Here is a 17,077-nt window from a genome sequence, read left to right as displayed (position 1 = left end):
CATCCGGTTCACCGGGTTCATCCGGTTCGCCGGGTTCAGCTGGTTCACCTGAGGGGTTGCGGCGCACCCTGGGTGTCGGTGACGCCGTGGTCCTCGGGCTCGGATCGATGGTCGGCGCCGGTGTGTTCGCCGCCCTCGCGCCGGCTGCCCGAGCCGCCGGTTCCGGCCTGCTGCCCGCCCTCGCTCTCGCCTCCGCGGTGGCGTACGCCAACGCCCTGTCCTCGGCCCGTCTCGCCGCCCGCTACCCGGCCTCGGGCGGTACCTACGTGTACGGCCGGGAGCGGCTCGGCCCGTTCACGGGGTACCTCGCCGGTTGGTCCTTCGTGGTCGGCAAGACGGCCTCCTGCGCGGCCATGGCCCTGACCGTCGGCGTGTACCTGTGGCCCGACCGGGCGCACGCGGTGGCGGTCGCGGCCGTGGTGGCGCTGACGGCGGTGAACTACGGGGGTGTGCAGAAGCCGGCCCGGCTGACGCGGCTGATCGTGGTGGTGGTTTTGGCTGTCCTCGCTTCCGTGGTCGTGGTGTGTCTCGGCTCCGAGGAGTCCGACGCCGGGCGGCTCGGCGCGGGCGGCTCCGGTGGCGTCGGCGGTGTGCTTCAGGCGGCGGGTGTGCTGTTCTTCGCCTTCGCCGGGTACGCGCGGATCGCGACCCTCGGTGAGGAGGTGCGGAATCCGTCGCGCACGATCCCGCGGGCGATTCCGCTGGCGCTGGGTATCGCGCTGGTTGTGTACGCGTCGGTGGCGATAGCTGTCCTTTCCGTGCTGGGGTCGTCCGGTCTGGGCTCCGCCACGGTTCCGCTGGCGGACGCGGTGCAGGCGGCCGGGGTGCCGGGGCTGGTGCCGGTCGTGCGGGTCGGGGCCGCCGTGGCAGCGCTGGGCTCACTGCTCGCCCTCGTCCTGGGGGTCTCCCGGACGACGCTCGCCATGGCGCGGGATGGTCATCTCCCCCGTGGACTGTCCGCCGTGCACCCCCGCCACCGGGTGCCGCACCGGGCGGAGCTGGCGGTGGGCGCGGTGGTGGCGGTGCTGGCGGCGACCGCGGTTCTGCGGGGCGTGATCGGTTTCTCCTCCTTAGGTGTGCTCGTGTACTACGCGGTGGCCAACGCGTCGGCCTGGACGCTCGACACCGCCTCTCTGAAACGGGCGGTGCCCGCTGTGGGACTCGTCGGCTGTGTCGTGCTGGCGTTCGCGCTGCCCGTCGGATCGGTGCTGACAGGCGTGGGTGTGCTGGTCGTGGGGGTGCTGGTGTACGGGGTGCGGACCGGGGTGGACCGGGCCATGAGTCGATGATGCGTCAGCGCGGCGAAGTCCGTGTGGGCCTGTGGATAACTCGCCGGTTGTGGACAACCGGCCGCCGCAGAATCGCCTGACCTAGGCAGGCCAGGCAGGCGGCGGCTGCGGACGGGGCCTGGGCGGGGCAGGAACCGGGTCCGAGACCGGCGTCAGCGGACTCCGAACGCCTCGTCGGTGGGCACGATCTCGCGGCCCAGCGGCAGCAGGGACACCGGGATCAGCTTGAAGTTGGCGATGCCGAACGGGATGCCGATGATCGTGATGCACAGGGCGATGCCGGTGACGATGTGCGTCAGGGCGAGCCACCAGCCCGCCAGGACCAGCCAGAGGACGTTGCCGACGCAGGAGGGGGCTCCGGCGTCGCGCCGCTCGACGGTGGTGTAGCCGAAGGGCCAGAGGGCGTACACGCCGATCCGGAACGCGGCGATCCCGAAGGGGATGCCGATGATCGTGATGCAGAGGAGGAGGCCCGCCAGCACATATCCGAGGAACAGCCAGAATCCGCTGAGGACGAGCCAAATGACGTTCAGGATGGTCTTCACTGGGTGCCTGCCATCTTCTCGAGACGGGCGATGCGCTCCGCCATCGGCGGGTGCGTCGAGAACATCTTGGACAGTCCCTGGCCCGGTCGGAACGGGTTCGCGATCATCATGTGGCTCGCGGTCTCGATACGGGGCTCCGGGGGCAGCGGCAGCTGCTTGGTGCCCGCCTCCAGTTTGCGCAGGGCACCGGCGAGGGCCAGGGGGTCGCCGGTGAGCTGGGCGCCGGAGGCGTCCGCCTCGTATTCGCGGGAGCGGCTGATGGCGAGCTGGATGAGGGTGGCGGCGAGCGGGCCCAGGATCATGATCAGGAGCATGCCGAGGAGGCCGGGGCCGTCGTCGTCGCTGGAGCGGCCGATGGGGATCAGCCAGGCGAAGTTGACCAGGAACATGATCACCGAGGCGAGGGCGCCCGCGACCGAGGAGATGAGGATGTCCCGGTTGTAGACGTGGCTCAGCTCATGGCCGATGACGCCGCGCAGTTCGCGTTCGTCCAGCAGGCGCAGGATGCCGTCGGTGCAGCACACCGCGGCGTTGCGCGGGTTGCGGCCGGTGGCGAAGGCGTTCGGCGCCTCGGTCGGGGAGATGTACAGCCGGGGCATGGGCTGGCGGGCCTGGGTGGAGAGTTCTCGGACCATCCGGTAGAGGCCGGGTGCCTCGAACTCGCTCACCGGGCGGGCCCGCATCGCGCGCAGGGCCAGCTTGTCGCTGTTCCAGTAGGCGTAGGCGTTGGTGCCGAGCGCGATCACGACCGCGACGACGAGCCCGACCCGGCCGAAGAAGCTGCCGATGACGATGATGAGTGCGGACAGTCCCCCGAGGAGTACGGCGGTCCTGAGCCCGTTGTGCCGGCGGTGCACGGTGCGCCCTCCAAGTCGTGCGGCGGGGAACCCCTTGCCTGTGATCTGCGGTGCCACTGGTGTGGTGGTGTCACGTCCAGTGCACCCTCCCTTACTGGTCAACGCCAGGCGGGGGCCGCCAGTTCCCCGGCGCGTCCGGGGGCGGACGTCCGCCGTCCGGGTGACAGGGCCGCCGCGCGCGAGGACACGCTGGTCAGAAGAGGGTGGTGTCCGCGAAGCGGAGGACGACCTGCGGGGCAAGCGAGAGGACGACGCCGAGGACCGCGGTGAGGGCCAAGGCCGCCGTGAGGGGCATGGGGACGCGGTGGGCGTCCGGTTCGCCGTCGGGGGCGCGGAACAGCAGGGCCGTCCAGCGGAGGTAGTAGGCGAGGGCGATCACGACGTTGACCGCCATCAGGACGGCGAGCCATCCCAGGCCCGCCTCCACGGCGGCCGAGAAGACGGTCACCTTGGCGAAGAGTCCGATGAGGCCCGGCGGGAGTCCGGCGAGGCAGAGCAGGAAGAAGGCCAGGAGGAGCGCGGTGAGCGGGTTGCGCGCGTACAGCCCGCGGTAGTCGGCGACACGGTTGGCCGAGCGCGTACGGCCCACAAGGGCGGCCACCGCGAAGGCGCCCAGGTTCACGGCGGCGTACATGAGCGCGTAGGCGACGGTGGAGCCGATCGCGTGGTCGGGTTCGTCGGTGTACGCGGCGGCGGCGATCGGCACCAACAGGTAGCCGGCCTGGCCGATGGAGGACCAGGCGAGCAGGCGTACGGCGCTGTACGCGCGCGTGGCCCGCTGGCGGAGGGCGCCGACGTTGCCGACGGTCATGGTGAGGGCGGCCAGGATCGCGAGCGCGGGTCCCCAGACGTCGCCGTACGACGGGAAGGCGACGACGGTGACGAGGGCGAGGCCGGAGAAGCCGACGGCCTTGCCGACGACCGAGAGGTAGGCGGCGATCGGGAGGGGGGCTCCGACGTAGGTGTCGGGGACCCAGAAGTGGAACGGGGCGGCCGCCGTCTTGAAGGCGAAGCCGATCAGGGTGAGGACGACGCCGGTCTGCGCGAGGGTGTGCAACTGCCCGTCGACGTCCTGGATGCGCGCGGCGACCTGGGTGAGGTAGAGGGTGCCGGTCGTGGCGTAGACGAAGCTGACGCCCAGGAGGCTGACGGCGGTGGCCGTGACGGAGGACAGGAAGAACTTGAGGGCCGCCTCCGAGGACCGCCGGTCGCCGTGCCGGATGCCGACCAGGGCGAACGCGGGGAGGGAGGCGACCTCCAGGGCGACGATCAGGGTGGCCAGGTCGCGGGAGGCGGGCAGCAGGGCGGCGCCCGCGGCGGAGGACAGCAGGAGGAACCAGTACTCGCCCTCGGGGAGCCGTCCGCGGTCGTCCTTGAGGGCGGTGACGGAGAGCAGGGCGGCGAGCAGCGCCCCGCCGAGCACCAGGAACTGGACGACCAGCGTGAAGCGGTCGGCGGTGTAGCTGCACACGCGCGCGTCGTCCGTGAGGCAGAACGTGGCGCGGTCGCCGTCCAGGAGGGGCAGCAGGAGGAGCGTCGCGGCGGCGAGTCCCGCGACGGAGATCCAGCCCAGGAGGTGCTTCCTGGCGTCGGGCAGGAACAGGTCGGTGACGAGGACGGCGAGTCCGACGACGGCCGCGAGGGTGGGCGGGGCGATCGCGAGCCAGTCGACGGACTGGACGAGGGAGGGGGCGGCCAGGGCGCTCATCGGGTGCCTCCTGCGAGGAGCTGCTGGACGGCCGGGTCGGTCAGGCCGAGCAGGGCCTTGGGCCAGAGACCGGCGACGACTGTGAGGACGACGAGCGGTGTCCAGGCCGCGAACTCGTAGGAGCGGACGTCCGCCAGGCGCGGGGCGTCGGTGTCTCGGGGGGCCGCGCCCATGCAGACCCGGCGGACCACGACGAGCAGGTAGGCGGCGGTCAGCAGGGTGCCGAACACGGCGATCGCCGTGAAGGTGAGGAAGGCGGGGCGGCTGAGGCCCGCGGCGGGGTCGAAGGCGCCGAACAGGGCGAGCATCTCCCCCCAGAAACCGGCGAGTCCGGGCAGGCCGAGGGAGGCGACGGCGGCGAAGGCGAGGAGGCCGCCGAGGCGTGGTGCCCTGCCGTAGAGGGCGGCGCCGGTCTCCTCGGCGAGGGTGTCGAGGTCGGTGGTGCCGGTGCGGTCCTTCAGGGCGCCGACCAGGAAGAACAGCAGACCGGTGATGAGGCCGTGGGCGATGTTGGCGAAGAGGGCGCCGTTCACGCCGGTCGGGGTGGTGGAGGCGATACCGAGCAGGACGAAGCCCATGTGGCCGACGGACGAGTAGGCGATCAGGCGCTTCAGGTCGCCCTTGGCGCCGCGCCGGGCGAGCGCCAGACAGGCGAGGGAGCCGTAGATGATCCCGACGACGGCGAACGCGGCGAGGTAGGGCGCGAAGGTGCGGAAGCCGTCGGGGGCGACCGGGAGCAGGATGCGGACGAAGCCGTACGTGCCCATCTTCAGCAGGACTCCGGCGAGGAGGACCGAGCCGACCGTCGGTGCGGCGGTGTGGGCGTCGGGCAGCCAGCTGTGCAGCGGCCACATCGGGGTCTTCACCGCGAGCCCGAGACCGATCGCCAGAACGGCGATGACCTGCACGGATGTGCTCAGCGACCGGCCGTTGTCAGTGGCGAGTGCCACCATGTCGAAGGTGCCCGCCCTGACGCCGATCAGGAGCAGGCCGAGCAGCATGACCACGGAGCCGAGCAGCGTGTAGAGGATGAACTTCCCGGCCGCCCGGGTCCGTCCCTCGCCGCCCCAGCGGGCGATGAGGAAGTACATCGGGATGAGGACGGTCTCGAAGGCGAGGAAGAACAGCACCAGGTCGAGGACGGCGAAGGTGGCGAGGGTGCCGGCCTCCAGGACCAGCAGCAGCGCCACGAAGGCTTTCGGGCTGGGGCCCGCGGCCGGGTTGAAGTACGAGTAGAGCGCGCAGAGGAAGGTCAGCAGCGCGGTCAGGACGAGGAGGGGGAGGGAGATGCCGTCGATGCCGAGGTGGATGCGCACGTGGAGTGCGGGAATCCAGCTGATGTCGGTCGTGGCCTGCATCTTCGACGGCTGGTCGTGGTCGAAGCCCGCCGCGAGAACAAGGGCGGCGAGCAGGATCACGCCGGTCACGGTGACGCCGTGCCGCAGCACGGCCTGCTCGGGTGACTTCCCCTTCAGCCCCGGCGGGGCGGGCAGCAGAGCGGCGACGGCGCCGAGGAGCGGGCCGACCACGATCAACGCCAGAAGCAGCTGCATCACGGACTCACTGATATCGATCACGGCTGCTCACGCTCCCGCGGCGACGAGAAGGGCGGCGACCGCCAGGACGAGGGTGCCGGCGAGCAGCGCGCTCACATAGGTCTGGACGTTGCCGGTCTGGGCGCGCCGTACGGCGGCGCCGAGCCAGCGGGGCAGGGTGCCCGCGCCACGTACGTACGTGTCGACGACCTCGCGGTCGAGGAACCGTACGAGGCCCGCCGCGGCCAGGACCGGGCGGACGAGGAGCGCGGTGTACACGGCGTCCAGGTGGAAGCCGGTGGCCGCGTGCCGGTGCAGCGGGCCGAGGAGGAGACGGCCCGGGTCGGCGGGGTCGGGGGCGGACGCCACGTCGCCGTAGGCGGGGGTGTGGCTCGCGATGGCCTCCGCCTCGACGAGTCCGGCGTCGCCCTCGGGGTGCGCGGCGACCGCGCCCAGGGGGACTCGGGCGGTGCGGGCGGTGGTGTGGCGCCAGGCACCGTAGACGACCAGGCCGCCGGTGAGGGCGAGGCCGGTGCCGAGGACGGAGGTGGTGAGGGTGGGGGCGAGGCTGTCGCCGCCGAACCAGTCGGGCAGCGAGCGGTACGCGAGCCCGCCGAAGGCGAGGGACGGCACGGCCAGTACCCACAGCACCACGGTCATCGTCAGCGGCTGGCGGCCGTGGTCGGGGGCCTCGGCGCCCCGGCCGCGGAAGGCGAGCAGCCAGAGCCGGGCCGCGTAGGCGGCGGTGAGGAGCGCGGTGAGCAGTCCGGCGACGAGGACGGTCCAGCCCGCGGCGGCCGGGGCGGGCCCGGTGTGGCCGGTGGCGGCGTGCTCGGCGGCGCCCAGTACGGACTCCTTGGAGAAGAACCCGCTGAACGGCGGGACCGCGGCCAGGGCGAGCAGGGCGACGGTCATCGTCCAGAAGGCGTCCGGGACCCGGTCGCGCAGGCCGGTCATGCGGGACATCGCGGCGAGCGAGTTGGTGCCCGCGGCGTGGATGACCACACCGGCCGCGAGGAACAGCAGCGCCTTGAAGGCGCCGTGCGAGAGGAGGTGGAAGACGGCGGCGGAGCGGTCGCCGACGGCGAGGGCGCCGGTCATGTAGCCGAGCTGGCCGATGGTCGAGTAGGCGAGGACCCGCTTGATGTCGTCCTGGGCGAGCGCGGCGAGACCGGAGCCGACCATGGTGACGGCGGCCATCACGGCGAGGACGACCAGCGCGGCGCGGGACGCCTCGAACACCGGCAGCAGCCGGGCGACGAAGTAGACGCCCGCGGCGACCATCGTGGCGGCGTGGATCAGCGCTGAGACGGGGGTCGGGCCCGCCATCGCGTCGGGGAGCCAGGTGTGCAGCGGGAACTGCGCCGACTTGCCCGCCACGCCCGCGAGAAGCAGCAGCGCGATCAGGGTCGGGTGGTCGAGTCCGCCGTGGGCGACGCTGGCGAGGACCTTCGTGATGCGGAAGGAGCCGGCGTCGGTGGCGAGCGCGAACAGGCCGATGAGGAAGGGGACGTCGCCGAGTTTGGTGACGAGGAACGCCTTGAGGGAGGCGGCGCGGGCCTCCGGGGTCTCCCAGTAGTGGCCGACCAGGAAGTAGGAGCAGATGCCCATGACCTCCCAGCCGACGAGCAGCACCATCAGGTCGCCCGAGTAGACGACGAGGAACATCGCGGAGGTGAAGAGGGAGACCAGCGCGGCGTACGAGGGATAGCGCGGGTCGTCGCGGAGGTAGCCGGTGGAGTAGATCTGCACGCAGGTGGCGACGGTGCCGACGAGGACGGCGACGAGCGCGGCGAAGCCGTCGATGTGCAGGGCGAGTTCGATCGGTACGGAGCCGGTGGGGGTGAGTTCGGTGGCCGCGTCCACGGCCGCGTCCCCGCCCTGCCGTACGGCGACGATCACGGCCAGCGCCAGCGCGGTGAGGGTCGGCAGGACGGCGAGCGGGCGGACGAAGCCGGGGGCCGTGCGGCCGAGGAGAAGTCCGGCGAGGGCGCCGAGGAAGGGCAGGACGGGGACGAGGACGGCGAGGGTGGTCGTGGTCACGCGGTGGCCTCAGCCTTCTCGTCCGCCGGGCCGGTGCCGACGGGTCGGGTGCCGCCGGGTCCTTCGTCATCCGGGCCGTGGCCCTCGGCGGTGTCGCGCAGGCGGTCGATGTCGGCGGTGCCGCGGTTGCGGTGGACGGCCAGGACGATCGCCAGGCCGATGCCGATCTCGGCGGCGGCGATGGCGATGGTGAACAGGGTGAGGGCCTGCCCGGAGTGCAGCTTCTCCTCGGCGGTCCGGCTCAGCCACACGTCGAAGGCGACGAGGTTGAGGTTGACGGCGTTGAGCATCAGCTCGACCGACATCAGGACCAGGATCGCGTTGCGGCGGGCGAGGACACCGTAGAGACCTGTGCAGAAGAGGAGGGCGGAGAGGACCGCGGGATAGGCGAGGTGCATCAGCGGGTCCCGTTCCTGCGGTGGCCGCCGCTGCCGGGGCCCACGCCGTGGTGGCTCTCGACGTCGGGGGCTTGCCCGTCCTGGCTCTCGGCTTCCGGGCTCCGGTCGGCGTGGTTCTCACCGTCGTGATCTTGAGCGGTGGAACCCCCGCCGATTTTTTCGTGACTTTCCGTTACGAAGCGGGAACTCTTGGTGTCCGCTCGGGCGTTCATCGGGTGCGGGGGCAGATCCGGAGACAGATCCGGGGTCGGGTTCGAGGCCGGGATCGGAGAGGGAACCGGAGGTGGGGTCTTCTCCGCTTTCGCCTTGCGGGACAGGACGATCGCGCCGACCAGAGCGGCGAGAAGGAGGACGGAGAGGGCTTCGAAGGGAAGGACCCAGTTCTGGAAGAGGCTGGCTCCGGTGACGGCGGTGGAGCCGGCGGCCGGACCGTCGAGATCGATCCAGGTGGCACGGAAGGCGTCGACGACGACCCACACCAGAGCGGCCGCCGCGGACACGGCGACCACGAGCGCGGCCCAGCGATTGCCGGAGTCTGCGTCCGGGGAGCGGCCGATGGGCGCCCTGGTGAGCATCAGACCGAAGAGAAGGAGGACGACCACGGAACCGACGTAGATGAGGACCTGCACCCAGGCGATGAACTCGGCGGTGAGGAGCAGGTATTCGATGGCGAGGCCGCCGAGGGCGACCACCAGCCACAGGGCGGCGTGCACCAGTTGCCGGGTGGTCACGGTGACCAGGGCGGCGCCGAAGGTGACCAGGCCGACGAGGAGGAAGGCGATCTCGACGCCGGTCGGGGAGAGGAAGCCGTGCGATGCGGCGGCGAGGGTCACGACTGCCCCTCCTCCGGTGCGGACGGACGGGGAGGCGTAGCGGGCCCTGGGGGTGCGGCGGGTCCGGGCGGCTCGGGCCGGTCAGCGGTTCCGGACGGTGCGGGCCGGGCAGCGGGGCCGGACGGTGCGGACCGGGCGGGGAGTCCGGACGGTGCGGGCCCGGCGGCGGTGAGCTTCTCCGCCGTCTTGCGGGCCGCGGCGATCTCCTTCGGTTCCTCGGCTTGGGGATCGAGGGCGGGCGGGGCCGGGACGGTCCACATCCATTCGCGGAGCTTGTCCCGCTCGTGGGTCAGTTCACGGATGTCGGTCTCCGCGTACTCGAACTCCGGTGACCAGAACAGGGCGTCGAAAGGACACACCTCGATGCAGATACCGCAGTACATGCAGAGGGAGAAGTCGATGGCGAAACGGTCGAGAACGTTGCGGCTGCGGTCCCGCCCACCGGGGGTGGCCGCCGGGACGGTCTCCTTGTGGGAGTCGATGTAGATGCACCAGTCGGGGCACTCGCGGGCGCACAGCATGCAGACAGTGCAGTTCTCCTCGAAGAGACCGATGACACCGCGGGTCCGGGGCGGAAGCTCGGGCTGGGCCTCGGGGTACTGCTCGGTGACGGTCCTGCGCGTCATCGTGCGGAGGGTGACGGCCAGGCCCTTGGCCAGGCCCGAGCCGGGGATGGGGGCCATGGTTACTGGATCACCACCTTCACGACGCCGGTGAGGGCGATCTGGGCGAGGGAGAGGGGGACGAGGAGAGTCCAGGAGAGCTTCTGGAGCTGGTCCTCACGCAGACGGGGATAGGTGACACGGAGCCAGATCACGACGAAGGCGAGCAGTGCCGTCTTCAGCAGGGTCCAGACCCAGCCGAGGCCGTCGGCGGCCCAGGGGCCGTGCCAGCCGCCCAGGAAGAGGACGGTGGTCAGCCCGCACAGGACGACGATGCCCGCGTATTCGGCGAGGAGGAACAAGGCGAAACGGAGGCCCGTGTACTCGGTGTACGCGCCGAAGATGATCTCCGAGTCGGCGACGGGCATGTCGAAGGGAGGGCGTTGGAGTTCCGCGAGACCGGCGACGAAGAAGACGATCGCGCCGACGATCTGCCACGGCAGCCACCACCACTCGAAGGCGTCGACGATGCCGGGGAGGGAGACCGTGCCGGCCGCCATCGCCACGGAGGCGGCGGTGAGCAGCATCGGGAGTTCGTAGGCGAGGAGTTGGGCGGCCGTGCGCAGGCCGCCGAGGAGGGAGAACTTGTTGGCGCTGGCCCAGCCGGCCATGAGAGAGCCGAGGACGCCGATGCCCATCACGGCCAGGACGAAGAAGACACCCGCGTCGACGACCTCGCCGACCGTGCCCTCGCCGGGGCCGACCGGGATGACCAGGAGGACAAGGAGGTACGGCAGGAGCGCCACGGCAGGCGCGAGCTGGAAGATACGGCGGTCCGCGCCCGCGGGGACGATGTCCTCCTTCTGCGCGAACTTGATGCCGTCGGCGATGAGTTGGGCCCAGCCGTGGAAGCCACCGGCGTGCATCGGGCCGAGGCGGCCCTGCATGTGGGCCATGACCTTGTGCTCGGTCTGGCCGACGAGCAGGGGGAAGGTGAGGAAGACGACGAAGACGATCAGGAGTCGCAGGGCGACGTCGAGGGCGTCGTTCACTGCGGGCCTCCTTCGGGGGTCTCGGGTGCGGAGTTGGGCGTATCCGTGTCCGCGGGCGCATCCGTATCTGCGTCAGGGTCCGGGTCTGAGGTCGAGTCCGGGTCTGGGGTCAGGTCCGGGCCTGGGGTCGCGTCCGGGTCTGGGGTCGGGTCCGGTTCCGCCCTGGTGGCCTTGGTCGGGGCCGCGCCCGAGTCCTTGGCCGGGGAGAGGGGCGGGGTCGCGGCAGGGGGCCGAGGCGGTTTGCCGTGGGGCTCGCTCTGGGGGGTCGTGGGCTCCGGTTGGGGCTCGTCGTAGGCGGGGCGGGCATGGTGCCAGGGGGCGTCGGAGCTGCGGGGTGCCGTGGTCGGCCGGGTCGGGGAGCCGTCCGGGGTGGTGGCCGCGCGCTGGCTGGCTGAGCCGTCGGACGCGGAGCGGGAACGGCGCGGGCCCGCCGCACGACGGACGGGTGCCGATGAGGGCTCCGCCGGGGCCTGGCGCTCGGCCGGGGCCGTCGGCTCGGCAGGAGCCGGAGGCTCGGAAGAGGGCGCGGTCGGGGCCGGGGACTCGGGGGGCGTGGCCTCCGTGGCCGACGGCCGGGCGGTTCCCTCCAGGGACGGCGCGGGCTCCGCTCGACCGGATTCCGGCGGGGTGGACTCCTGCGGGCCCGCCGCCTGGGGGCCGGGCTCCTGCGGGGTGGCAGGTGTCCGCTGGGAGGCCGAGCCGCCGCTGGCACTGCGGGAGCGGCGCGGGCCGCGGGCCGGGGCGGGCGGCGGGGATTGCGGGTCCGCCGGGGGCTGCGAGTCAGGCGTGGACGGTGTGGGCGTGCCCGACAGGGCACCGCTTGCCGGGGCACCGCCTTCCGGGGCACCGCCGACCGGGGCACCGCCGGCCGAAGCACCCCTCGCCGGAGATCCACCCGGCAAGGAAGCCTCAGGCGGGGAGTCCGAGGTGGAGGGCCCGGCCGGAGCCTGGGGAGCAGCGGGCTGGGGAGGCGCGGCCTGGGGAGCGGGCGCCTGGGATGTCGGGGCCTGGGGAGCAGGGGTCTGGGAGGCGGAGCCCTGGGTGGCTGTGCGGGTGCGGCGGGCGGGGCGGTCGGGGGTGGGGCCCGAGGGGCGGTCGGCCGGGGTGCGTGGTGTGCGGGTGGGGCGGGCGGGGGCGGCGGGGAGGGTGCCTTTGAGGGGGCCCCATTCGTTCGGGTCGGGGACGCCTGGGGGGAGCATCTGGCGGCGTTTGGGGGTGCCGTGCTCGGACTCGCCGGGTTCCTTGGCGCCGGGCCAGGCCTTGGCGACGCGGGCGGCGAGGACGAAGTCCTTGCGGAGGGGGTGGCCTTCGAAGTTCTCGGGGAGGAGGAGGTGGTCCAGGCCCGGGTGGTCCTCGAAGTGGACGCCGAACATCTCGTGGGTCTCGCGTTCGTGCCAGGCGGCACCGGCGTAGACGTCGACGGCGGTGGCGAGGGCGGGGTGCTCGTGCGGGACGGTCGTGCGCAGCAGGAGGCGGCGGACCGGGGAGAGGGCGACGAGGTGGGCAGAGACGCGGAAGCCGGTGCCGGGTTCGTCGACCGCGCTCAGCCAGTCGAAGTAGGTGCAGGACAGCCGGTCGCGGGCGGTGGTGAGGGCGGCGGTCCAGGTGGCCGGGGGGACGTCGACGGTGAGGACGTCGTAGGACTCCTCGGCGGTGGCGTCGGGGCCGAAGAGGTCCTCGGTGGGGGCGGGCAGCCAGCCCGTCGTGGTCATCGGGGGTCACCCTCCGGGGCGGGCGGGCGGACCAGGTCGCTCTGGAGGGCGGCCGGGGAGGCGTGCCCGGCGGCGGGGGCGGGGGCGTAGCGCTCGCCGAGGGACTCGCGGGCGATCTTCTCCTGGAGCTTGAGGATGCCCTGGAGGAGGGCCTCGGGGCGGGGTGGGCAGCCGGGGACGTAGACGTCGACGGGGATGATCTGGTCGACGCCCTTGGTGACGGAGTAGGAGTCCCAGTAGGGGCCGCCGCAGTTGCTGCACGCGCCGAAGGAGATGACGTACTTCGGCTCGGGCATCTGCTCGTAGAGGCGCTTGACGGCGGGGGCCATCTTGTCGGTGACCGTGCCGGACACCACCATCAGGTCCGCCTGGCGCGGGCCGGGAGCGAAGGGGATGACGCCGAGGCGGATGAAGTCGTGGCGGGCCATGGAGGCGGCGATGAACTCGATCGCGCAGCAGGCGAGGCCGAAGTTGAAGACCCAGAGCGAGTAGCGGCGGCCCCAGTTGAGGACGACGTTCATCGGCTCGGGGGCGAGACGGGCGAGGGCGCCCAGCCGTTTCGGCTCCGGGAGGAGCACGGGTTCGGGGGTGGACGGAGTCACGTCCATGTCAGGACGCCCTTCTTGTACGCGTACAGCAGGCCGACGGCGAGGAAGCCGAGGAAGACGAACATCTCGACGAGGGTGGCCGCGCCGTAGCCGGGGGCGGCGAAGACCGTCGCCCAGGGGAACAGGAAGATCGAGTCGACGGCGAAGATGACGTAGAGGAAGGCGTAGACGTAGTAGCGGACCTGGGTGTGGGCCCAGCCCTCACCGACGGGGTCGACGCCGCACTCGTAGGTGAGGAGCTTCTCGGGGGTGGGGACGACGGGGCGCAGCAGGCGGCCGGCGCCGAAGGCGAGGGCCACGAACAGGACCCCGACGGCGGCGAGGACGCCGACGACGGCGTACGAGTCGAAGTAGCCCGAAGGGTCCGCGTAGCCCGAAGGGTCCGCGTAGCCCGATGGGTCCGTGTGGCCCGAGGGGGGCGCCGCCAGGGCGGCCGTCGGGTCCGTCGGCGCCGCGTGCGCTGTCTGCTGCACGGTCCCGTCCTCGCTCCCCGGTCCCGGTTTCCGGTCTCCGCCCGGCCCCCGGCCCCGCTCGACGCTTCGATCCGACGATCTCTCGGCCTGTCGATCTCTGTACGCACGGGAGTCTAGGGCCTGATAAAGACACGGTAAGCAGCCCGTGGCCCCTGGGACCACGGTGGTGGGGTTTTCCCCAGGGACAGGTCGGCGGCGTACGTCATGGCGCGGCGGCCCGGCGCACGGCACGCTAGCCCGTATGACCGTCTCCAAGCCCGCGTGCTCGGCCGTGAGTCCGCGCGCGGTATCCGCCGAGTCCTCCGTAGGGGCCGGGCCCTCCGCGCCCGCCGGGTCGTCCGTGTCCGCCGGGTCCGTCCCGCCCGCCCAGTCCGTCCCGCCTGGCACATCCTTCGCAACCGCCGAGTCGTTCGCGCCCGGCGGGCCGGGCGGGGCGCGCTCCGACCGGTTGCCGCCCGCCGGGTTCGCGCTGGGGGCGCAGACCTGGAAGGAGATCGCGCATCTGCTGGTGAACCTTCCGATGTCGCTGGTGGGCTTCGTCTACGTCATGACGGTGCTGTTCACCGGTGCCACGCTGACCCTGACGGTGGTCGGGCTGCCCGTGCTGGCACTGGGGCTGCTGGGCGCGCGGCTGATCGGCCGGTTCGAGCGGGGCCGGGCGCGGCTGCTGCTGGGGCTGCGGGTCGAGGAGCCGAGCCCGCTGCCGCTGCGGCGGGCGGGCAACGTGTTCCAGCGGCTGTGGCTGGTGCTGAAGGACCCAGTGGCGTGGCGGACGGTGCTGTACGACTTCATCCGGCTGCCGTGGGGGATTCTCACCTTCACGGTGACGTTCGTGTCGCTGTTCGTGCTGTGGCCGGTGCTGCCGTTCCTGGTGCGCGGCCTGACCAACGCGGACCGGGCGATGGTGCGCGCCCTGCTGTCGCCGTCCGACGAACTGGAGCGGCGGATCGCCGAACTGGAGTCCGACCGGGGCGTGGTCGTGGACACGGCGGCGGCCGACCTGCGGCGCATCGAACGCGACCTGCACGACGGGGCGCAGGCCCGGCTGGTGGCGCTCGCGATGGGGCTCGGGCTGGCGAAGGAGAAGCTGCTGGAGGACCCGGACGCGGCCTCGGTGATGGTGGCGGAGGCGCACGGCGAGGTGAAGCTGGCGCTCCAGGAACTGCGCGACCTGGCGCGCGGTATCCACCCGGCGGTGCTGACCGACCGGGGGCTGGACGCGGCGCTGTCCTCGGTGGCGTCGCGGTGCACGGTGCCGGTGCAGGTGACCGCCGACCTGGCGTCGCGGCCCGCCCCGGCCATCGAGGGCATCGCCTACTTCACCGTCTCCGAGCTGTTGCAGAACGTCAGCAAGCACAGCGGGGCCCGGTCGGCGGCGGTCGAGGTGTGGCGGGTGGAGGATCGGCTGCTGATCCAGGTGCGGGACGACGGCCGGGGCGGGGCCCGGCTCGACGGGGGCAGCGGGATGCGGGGGCTCGCGGAGCGGCTCGGCGCGGTGGACGGGCTGTTCGTCGTGGACTCGCCCGAGGGCGGCCCGACGACGGTGACGGCGGAGCTGCCGTGGCGGGACCGTACGGAGGCGGACGGGGCGGCGTAGGGGGTGGCCCGCCCGTAGCCCGTAACTCGCAGGTCGCAGGTCGCAGGTCGTGACCCGTAGGGGCTGGAGAGCGGGTGGGCGAGGGGCGGGAGGTAGGGATAACCCCCCTTACGGGACGCCGACGGACTCCATGGTCCGGGGGACCGTCGGCGGGGAGGCTGGAGGCAGGCAGGAGGCGGGCCCCGGCTGCGGGACGCCGGGCGTCGAGACGACTGAATGGACGGCGGCGATGGCTGCGCACTACGGACAGGGCTACGACGGCTACGACGGCTACCAGGGCTACGACGGCCGCGAGAGCTACGGGAGCCGTGAGAGCTACGGGGACGACCGGTACGGGGCCTACGGGTATGAGGGCGGCGGGCGGCGCCGGTGGCGGGTGCCGACGGCCCTGCGGGCGCCGGTCGAGGGACGGGCCTGGCGGGAGTTCGGTTACGTCCTGCTGAGCCTGCCGATCAGCATCGCGCTCTTCACCTTCACCGTGACGATGCTGTCCGTGGGGGCCGGGCTGCTGGTGACGTTCCTCGGGGTGCCGGTGCTGGCGGCCGGGCTGGCTGCGTGCCGGGGTGTCGGCGCGGTGGAGCGGGCGCGGGCGCGCGGGCTGCTGGGTGTCGCGGTCGAGCCGCCGGAGCCGTTGCGGCGGCGCGGGACCGGCGCGATGGCCTGGATGGGCGCGGTGCTGCGCAGCGGGGCGTCCTGGCGGCACGCGTTGTACGCGTTGATCCAGTTGCCGTGGGCGGTGTTCTCGTTCGTCACGGCGGTGACGTTCTGGGTGATGGGCTGGGCCCTCCTGACGTATCCGCTGTGGTTCTGGGTGTTCCCGATGTACGGCGGGCAGGACGGGCTCCAGCTGTACGGGGACGAGCGGCACCAGGTGTATCTGGACAACCCGTTCGAGATCGGCGTGACCGCGTCGGCGGGGCTGCTGATCACGCTGGCCACGCCGTGGATCGTGCGGGCGCTGACCACGGTCGACCGGGCGATGGTGCACGGGCTGCTCGGGCCGTCGCGGCTGGCGTCGCGGGTGGTGGAACTGGAGTCCGACCGGGGGGTCGTCGTCGACACGGCGGCGGCCGACCTGCGGCGCATCGAACGCGACCTGCACGACGGGGCGCAGGCCCGGCTGGTGGCGCTCGCGATGGATCTGGGGCTGGCGAAGGAGAAGCTGCGGGAGGACCCGCGGGCGGCGGCGCGGATGGTGGACGACGCGCACGGCGAGGTGAAGACGGCGCTCCAGGAACTGCGGGACCTGGCGCGCGGCATCCACCCGGCGGTGCTGACCGACCGGGGGCTGGACGCGGCGCTGTCCTCGGTGGCGTCGCGGTGCACGGTGCCGGTGCGGGTGGAGGTGGATCTGGCGGAGCGGCCCGCTGCGGCGGTGGAGGGCATCGCGTACTTCACCGTCTCGGAGCTGTTGCAGAACGTCAGCAAGCACAGTGGGGCGCGGGAAGTCGTGGTGGATGTGTGGCGGGCGGAGGAGCGGTTGATGGTGCAGGTGGTGGACGACGGGGTGGGCGGCGCGGATGCCTCCGGCGGGTCAGGGTTGGCGGGGCTCGCGGGGCGGGTGGGGGCGGTGGACGGGGTGATGGTGGTGGATTCGCCGGTGGGGGGGCCTACGCGGGTGACGGTTGAGTTGCCGTGGCGGGAGGGGTAGGGGCGACGGGAGGGGTAGGGGTGGAGGTGGGGGTTTTCGCCCCCGCCGCCCCTTCCCGACCCGACCCCAGGGGCTGTGCCCCTTAGACCGTGTCCTACGTGGTGAGGCGGATGAGTCGTTTGTAGCAGCAGAGGGCGGCGGCTAGGCCGAGAAATGCCAGGTAGTTGCGGGGGT

At 72.5% G+C, this 17,077-nt stretch carries 15 protein-coding genes; 3 read left to right on the top strand and 12 right to left on the bottom strand.

Annotation, left to right across the window (positions count from 1 at the left end):
• Positions 1–56: 56 nt before the first annotated feature.
• Complete coding sequence (locus tag ACIQPQ_RS04530; RefSeq protein WP_401299690.1) at positions 57–1,289, top strand: APC family permease; 1,233 nt, start codon at positions 57–59, stop codon at positions 1,287–1,289.
• A gap of 152 nt (positions 1,290–1,441) precedes the next feature.
• Here the strand turns inward: ACIQPQ_RS04530 and ACIQPQ_RS04525 are convergent, their stop codons facing one another.
• The 12 genes from ACIQPQ_RS04525 to ACIQPQ_RS04470 form a co-directional block, all read right to left on the bottom strand.
• Positions 1,442–1,834, bottom strand: a complete 393-nt coding sequence (locus ACIQPQ_RS04525; RefSeq protein WP_383773740.1) for a YccF domain-containing protein — start codon at positions 1,832–1,834, stop codon at positions 1,442–1,444.
• Positions 1,831–2,691, bottom strand: coding sequence for a zinc metalloprotease HtpX (gene htpX / locus ACIQPQ_RS04520; protein ID WP_383773738.1), 861 nt, complete (start codon positions 2,689–2,691; stop codon positions 1,831–1,833). Before htpX ends, ACIQPQ_RS04525 begins: the two co-directional genes overlap by 4 nt.
• Before the next feature lie 193 nt (positions 2,692–2,884).
• Positions 2,885–4,399 carry an NADH-quinone oxidoreductase subunit N gene (locus ACIQPQ_RS04515; RefSeq protein ID WP_401299687.1) on the bottom strand — a complete coding sequence of 505 codons (1,515 nt, stop codon included), beginning with the start codon at positions 4,397–4,399 and terminating at the stop codon, positions 2,885–2,887.
• Positions 4,396–5,976, bottom strand: a complete 1,581-nt coding sequence (locus ACIQPQ_RS04510) for a NuoM family protein (protein ID WP_401299684.1) — start codon at positions 5,974–5,976, stop codon at positions 4,396–4,398. The genes ACIQPQ_RS04515 and ACIQPQ_RS04510 overlap by 4 nt, the downstream gene beginning before the upstream one ends.
• A gap of 6 nt (positions 5,977–5,982) precedes the next feature.
• The gene (locus ACIQPQ_RS04505; protein WP_401299681.1) at positions 5,983–7,977 is read right to left on the bottom strand and encodes an NADH-quinone oxidoreductase subunit L; all 1,995 of its coding nucleotides are present in this window, start codon (positions 7,975–7,977) and stop codon (positions 5,983–5,985) included.
• The gene (nuoK, locus tag ACIQPQ_RS04500) at positions 7,974–8,375 is read right to left on the bottom strand and encodes an NADH-quinone oxidoreductase subunit NuoK (RefSeq protein ID WP_401299678.1); all 402 of its coding nucleotides are present in this window, start codon (positions 8,373–8,375) and stop codon (positions 7,974–7,976) included. The genes ACIQPQ_RS04505 and nuoK overlap by 4 nt, the downstream gene beginning before the upstream one ends.
• Positions 8,375–9,208, bottom strand: coding sequence for an NADH-quinone oxidoreductase subunit J (locus ACIQPQ_RS04495; protein WP_401299675.1), 834 nt, complete (start codon positions 9,206–9,208; stop codon positions 8,375–8,377). The genes nuoK and ACIQPQ_RS04495 overlap by 1 nt, the downstream gene beginning before the upstream one ends.
• On the bottom strand, positions 9,205–9,891 hold the full coding sequence (locus ACIQPQ_RS04490) for a 4Fe-4S binding protein (RefSeq protein WP_401299673.1): 687 nt from the start codon (positions 9,889–9,891) through the stop codon (positions 9,205–9,207). The genes ACIQPQ_RS04495 and ACIQPQ_RS04490 overlap by 4 nt, the downstream gene beginning before the upstream one ends.
• Positions 9,892–9,893: 2 nt before the next feature.
• On the bottom strand, positions 9,894–10,862 hold the full coding sequence (locus ACIQPQ_RS04485) for an NADH-quinone oxidoreductase subunit H (protein WP_401299670.1): 969 nt from the start codon (positions 10,860–10,862) through the stop codon (positions 9,894–9,896).
• Complete coding sequence (locus ACIQPQ_RS04480; protein ID WP_401299667.1) at positions 10,859–12,574, bottom strand: NADH-quinone oxidoreductase subunit C; 1,716 nt, start codon at positions 12,572–12,574, stop codon at positions 10,859–10,861. Before ACIQPQ_RS04480 ends, ACIQPQ_RS04485 begins: the two co-directional genes overlap by 4 nt.
• Entirely contained in the window at positions 12,571–13,182 is a 612-nt protein-coding gene (locus tag ACIQPQ_RS04475) for an NADH-quinone oxidoreductase subunit B (RefSeq protein ID WP_383773720.1), read from the bottom strand. Before ACIQPQ_RS04475 ends, ACIQPQ_RS04480 begins: the two co-directional genes overlap by 4 nt.
• Positions 13,173–13,655 carry an NADH-quinone oxidoreductase subunit A gene (locus tag ACIQPQ_RS04470; RefSeq protein ID WP_401299665.1) on the bottom strand — a complete coding sequence of 161 codons (483 nt, stop codon included), beginning with the start codon at positions 13,653–13,655 and terminating at the stop codon, positions 13,173–13,175. The genes ACIQPQ_RS04475 and ACIQPQ_RS04470 overlap by 10 nt, the downstream gene beginning before the upstream one ends.
• 241 nt (positions 13,656–13,896) lie before the next feature.
• Between ACIQPQ_RS04470 and ACIQPQ_RS04465 the strand changes: the two genes are divergently transcribed.
• A complete protein-coding gene (locus tag ACIQPQ_RS04465; protein WP_401299662.1) occupies positions 13,897–15,252 on the top strand; it encodes a sensor histidine kinase in 1,356 nt (451 codons plus the stop codon).
• A gap of 229 nt (positions 15,253–15,481) precedes the next feature.
• Positions 15,482–16,903: a sensor histidine kinase gene (locus ACIQPQ_RS04460; protein WP_401299660.1), complete on the top strand. Its 1,422-nt coding sequence runs from the start codon at positions 15,482–15,484 to the stop codon at positions 16,901–16,903.
• Positions 16,904–17,077: the final 174 nt, after the last annotated feature.

The sequence above is a fragment of the Streptomyces sp. NPDC091281 genome (assembly GCF_044757425.1).
Lineage (GTDB): Bacteria > Actinomycetota > Actinomycetes > Streptomycetales > Streptomycetaceae > Streptomyces.
The sequence above is the reverse complement of the archived record's forward strand: the minus strand, read 5'-3'. Positions and strand labels throughout refer to the sequence as shown.

What these genes read in the sequence shown, in the direction of transcription:
- ACIQPQ_RS04490 (WP_401299673.1), bottom strand. Translation starts at nt 9,891, where the DNA reads ATGGCCCCCATCCCCGGCTCGGGCCTGGCCAAGGGCCTGGCCGTCACC.
- ACIQPQ_RS04515 (WP_401299687.1), bottom strand. Translation starts at nt 4,399, where the DNA reads ATGAGCGCCCTGGCCGCCCCCTCCCTCGTCCAGTCCGTCGACTGGCTC.
- ACIQPQ_RS04475 (WP_383773720.1), bottom strand. Translation starts at nt 13,182, where the DNA reads ATGGACGTGACTCCGTCCACCCCCGAACCCGTGCTCCTCCCGGAGCCG.
- nuoK (WP_401299678.1), bottom strand. Translation starts at nt 8,375, where the DNA reads ATGCACCTCGCCTATCCCGCGGTCCTCTCCGCCCTCCTCTTCTGCACA.
- ACIQPQ_RS04460 (WP_401299660.1), top strand. Translation starts at nt 15,482, where the DNA reads ATGGCTGCGCACTACGGACAGGGCTACGACGGCTACGACGGCTACCAG.
- ACIQPQ_RS04480 (WP_401299667.1), bottom strand. Translation starts at nt 12,574, where the DNA reads ATGACCACGACGGGCTGGCTGCCCGCCCCCACCGAGGACCTCTTCGGC.
- ACIQPQ_RS04465 (WP_401299662.1), top strand. Translation starts at nt 13,897, where the DNA reads ATGACCGTCTCCAAGCCCGCGTGCTCGGCCGTGAGTCCGCGCGCGGTA.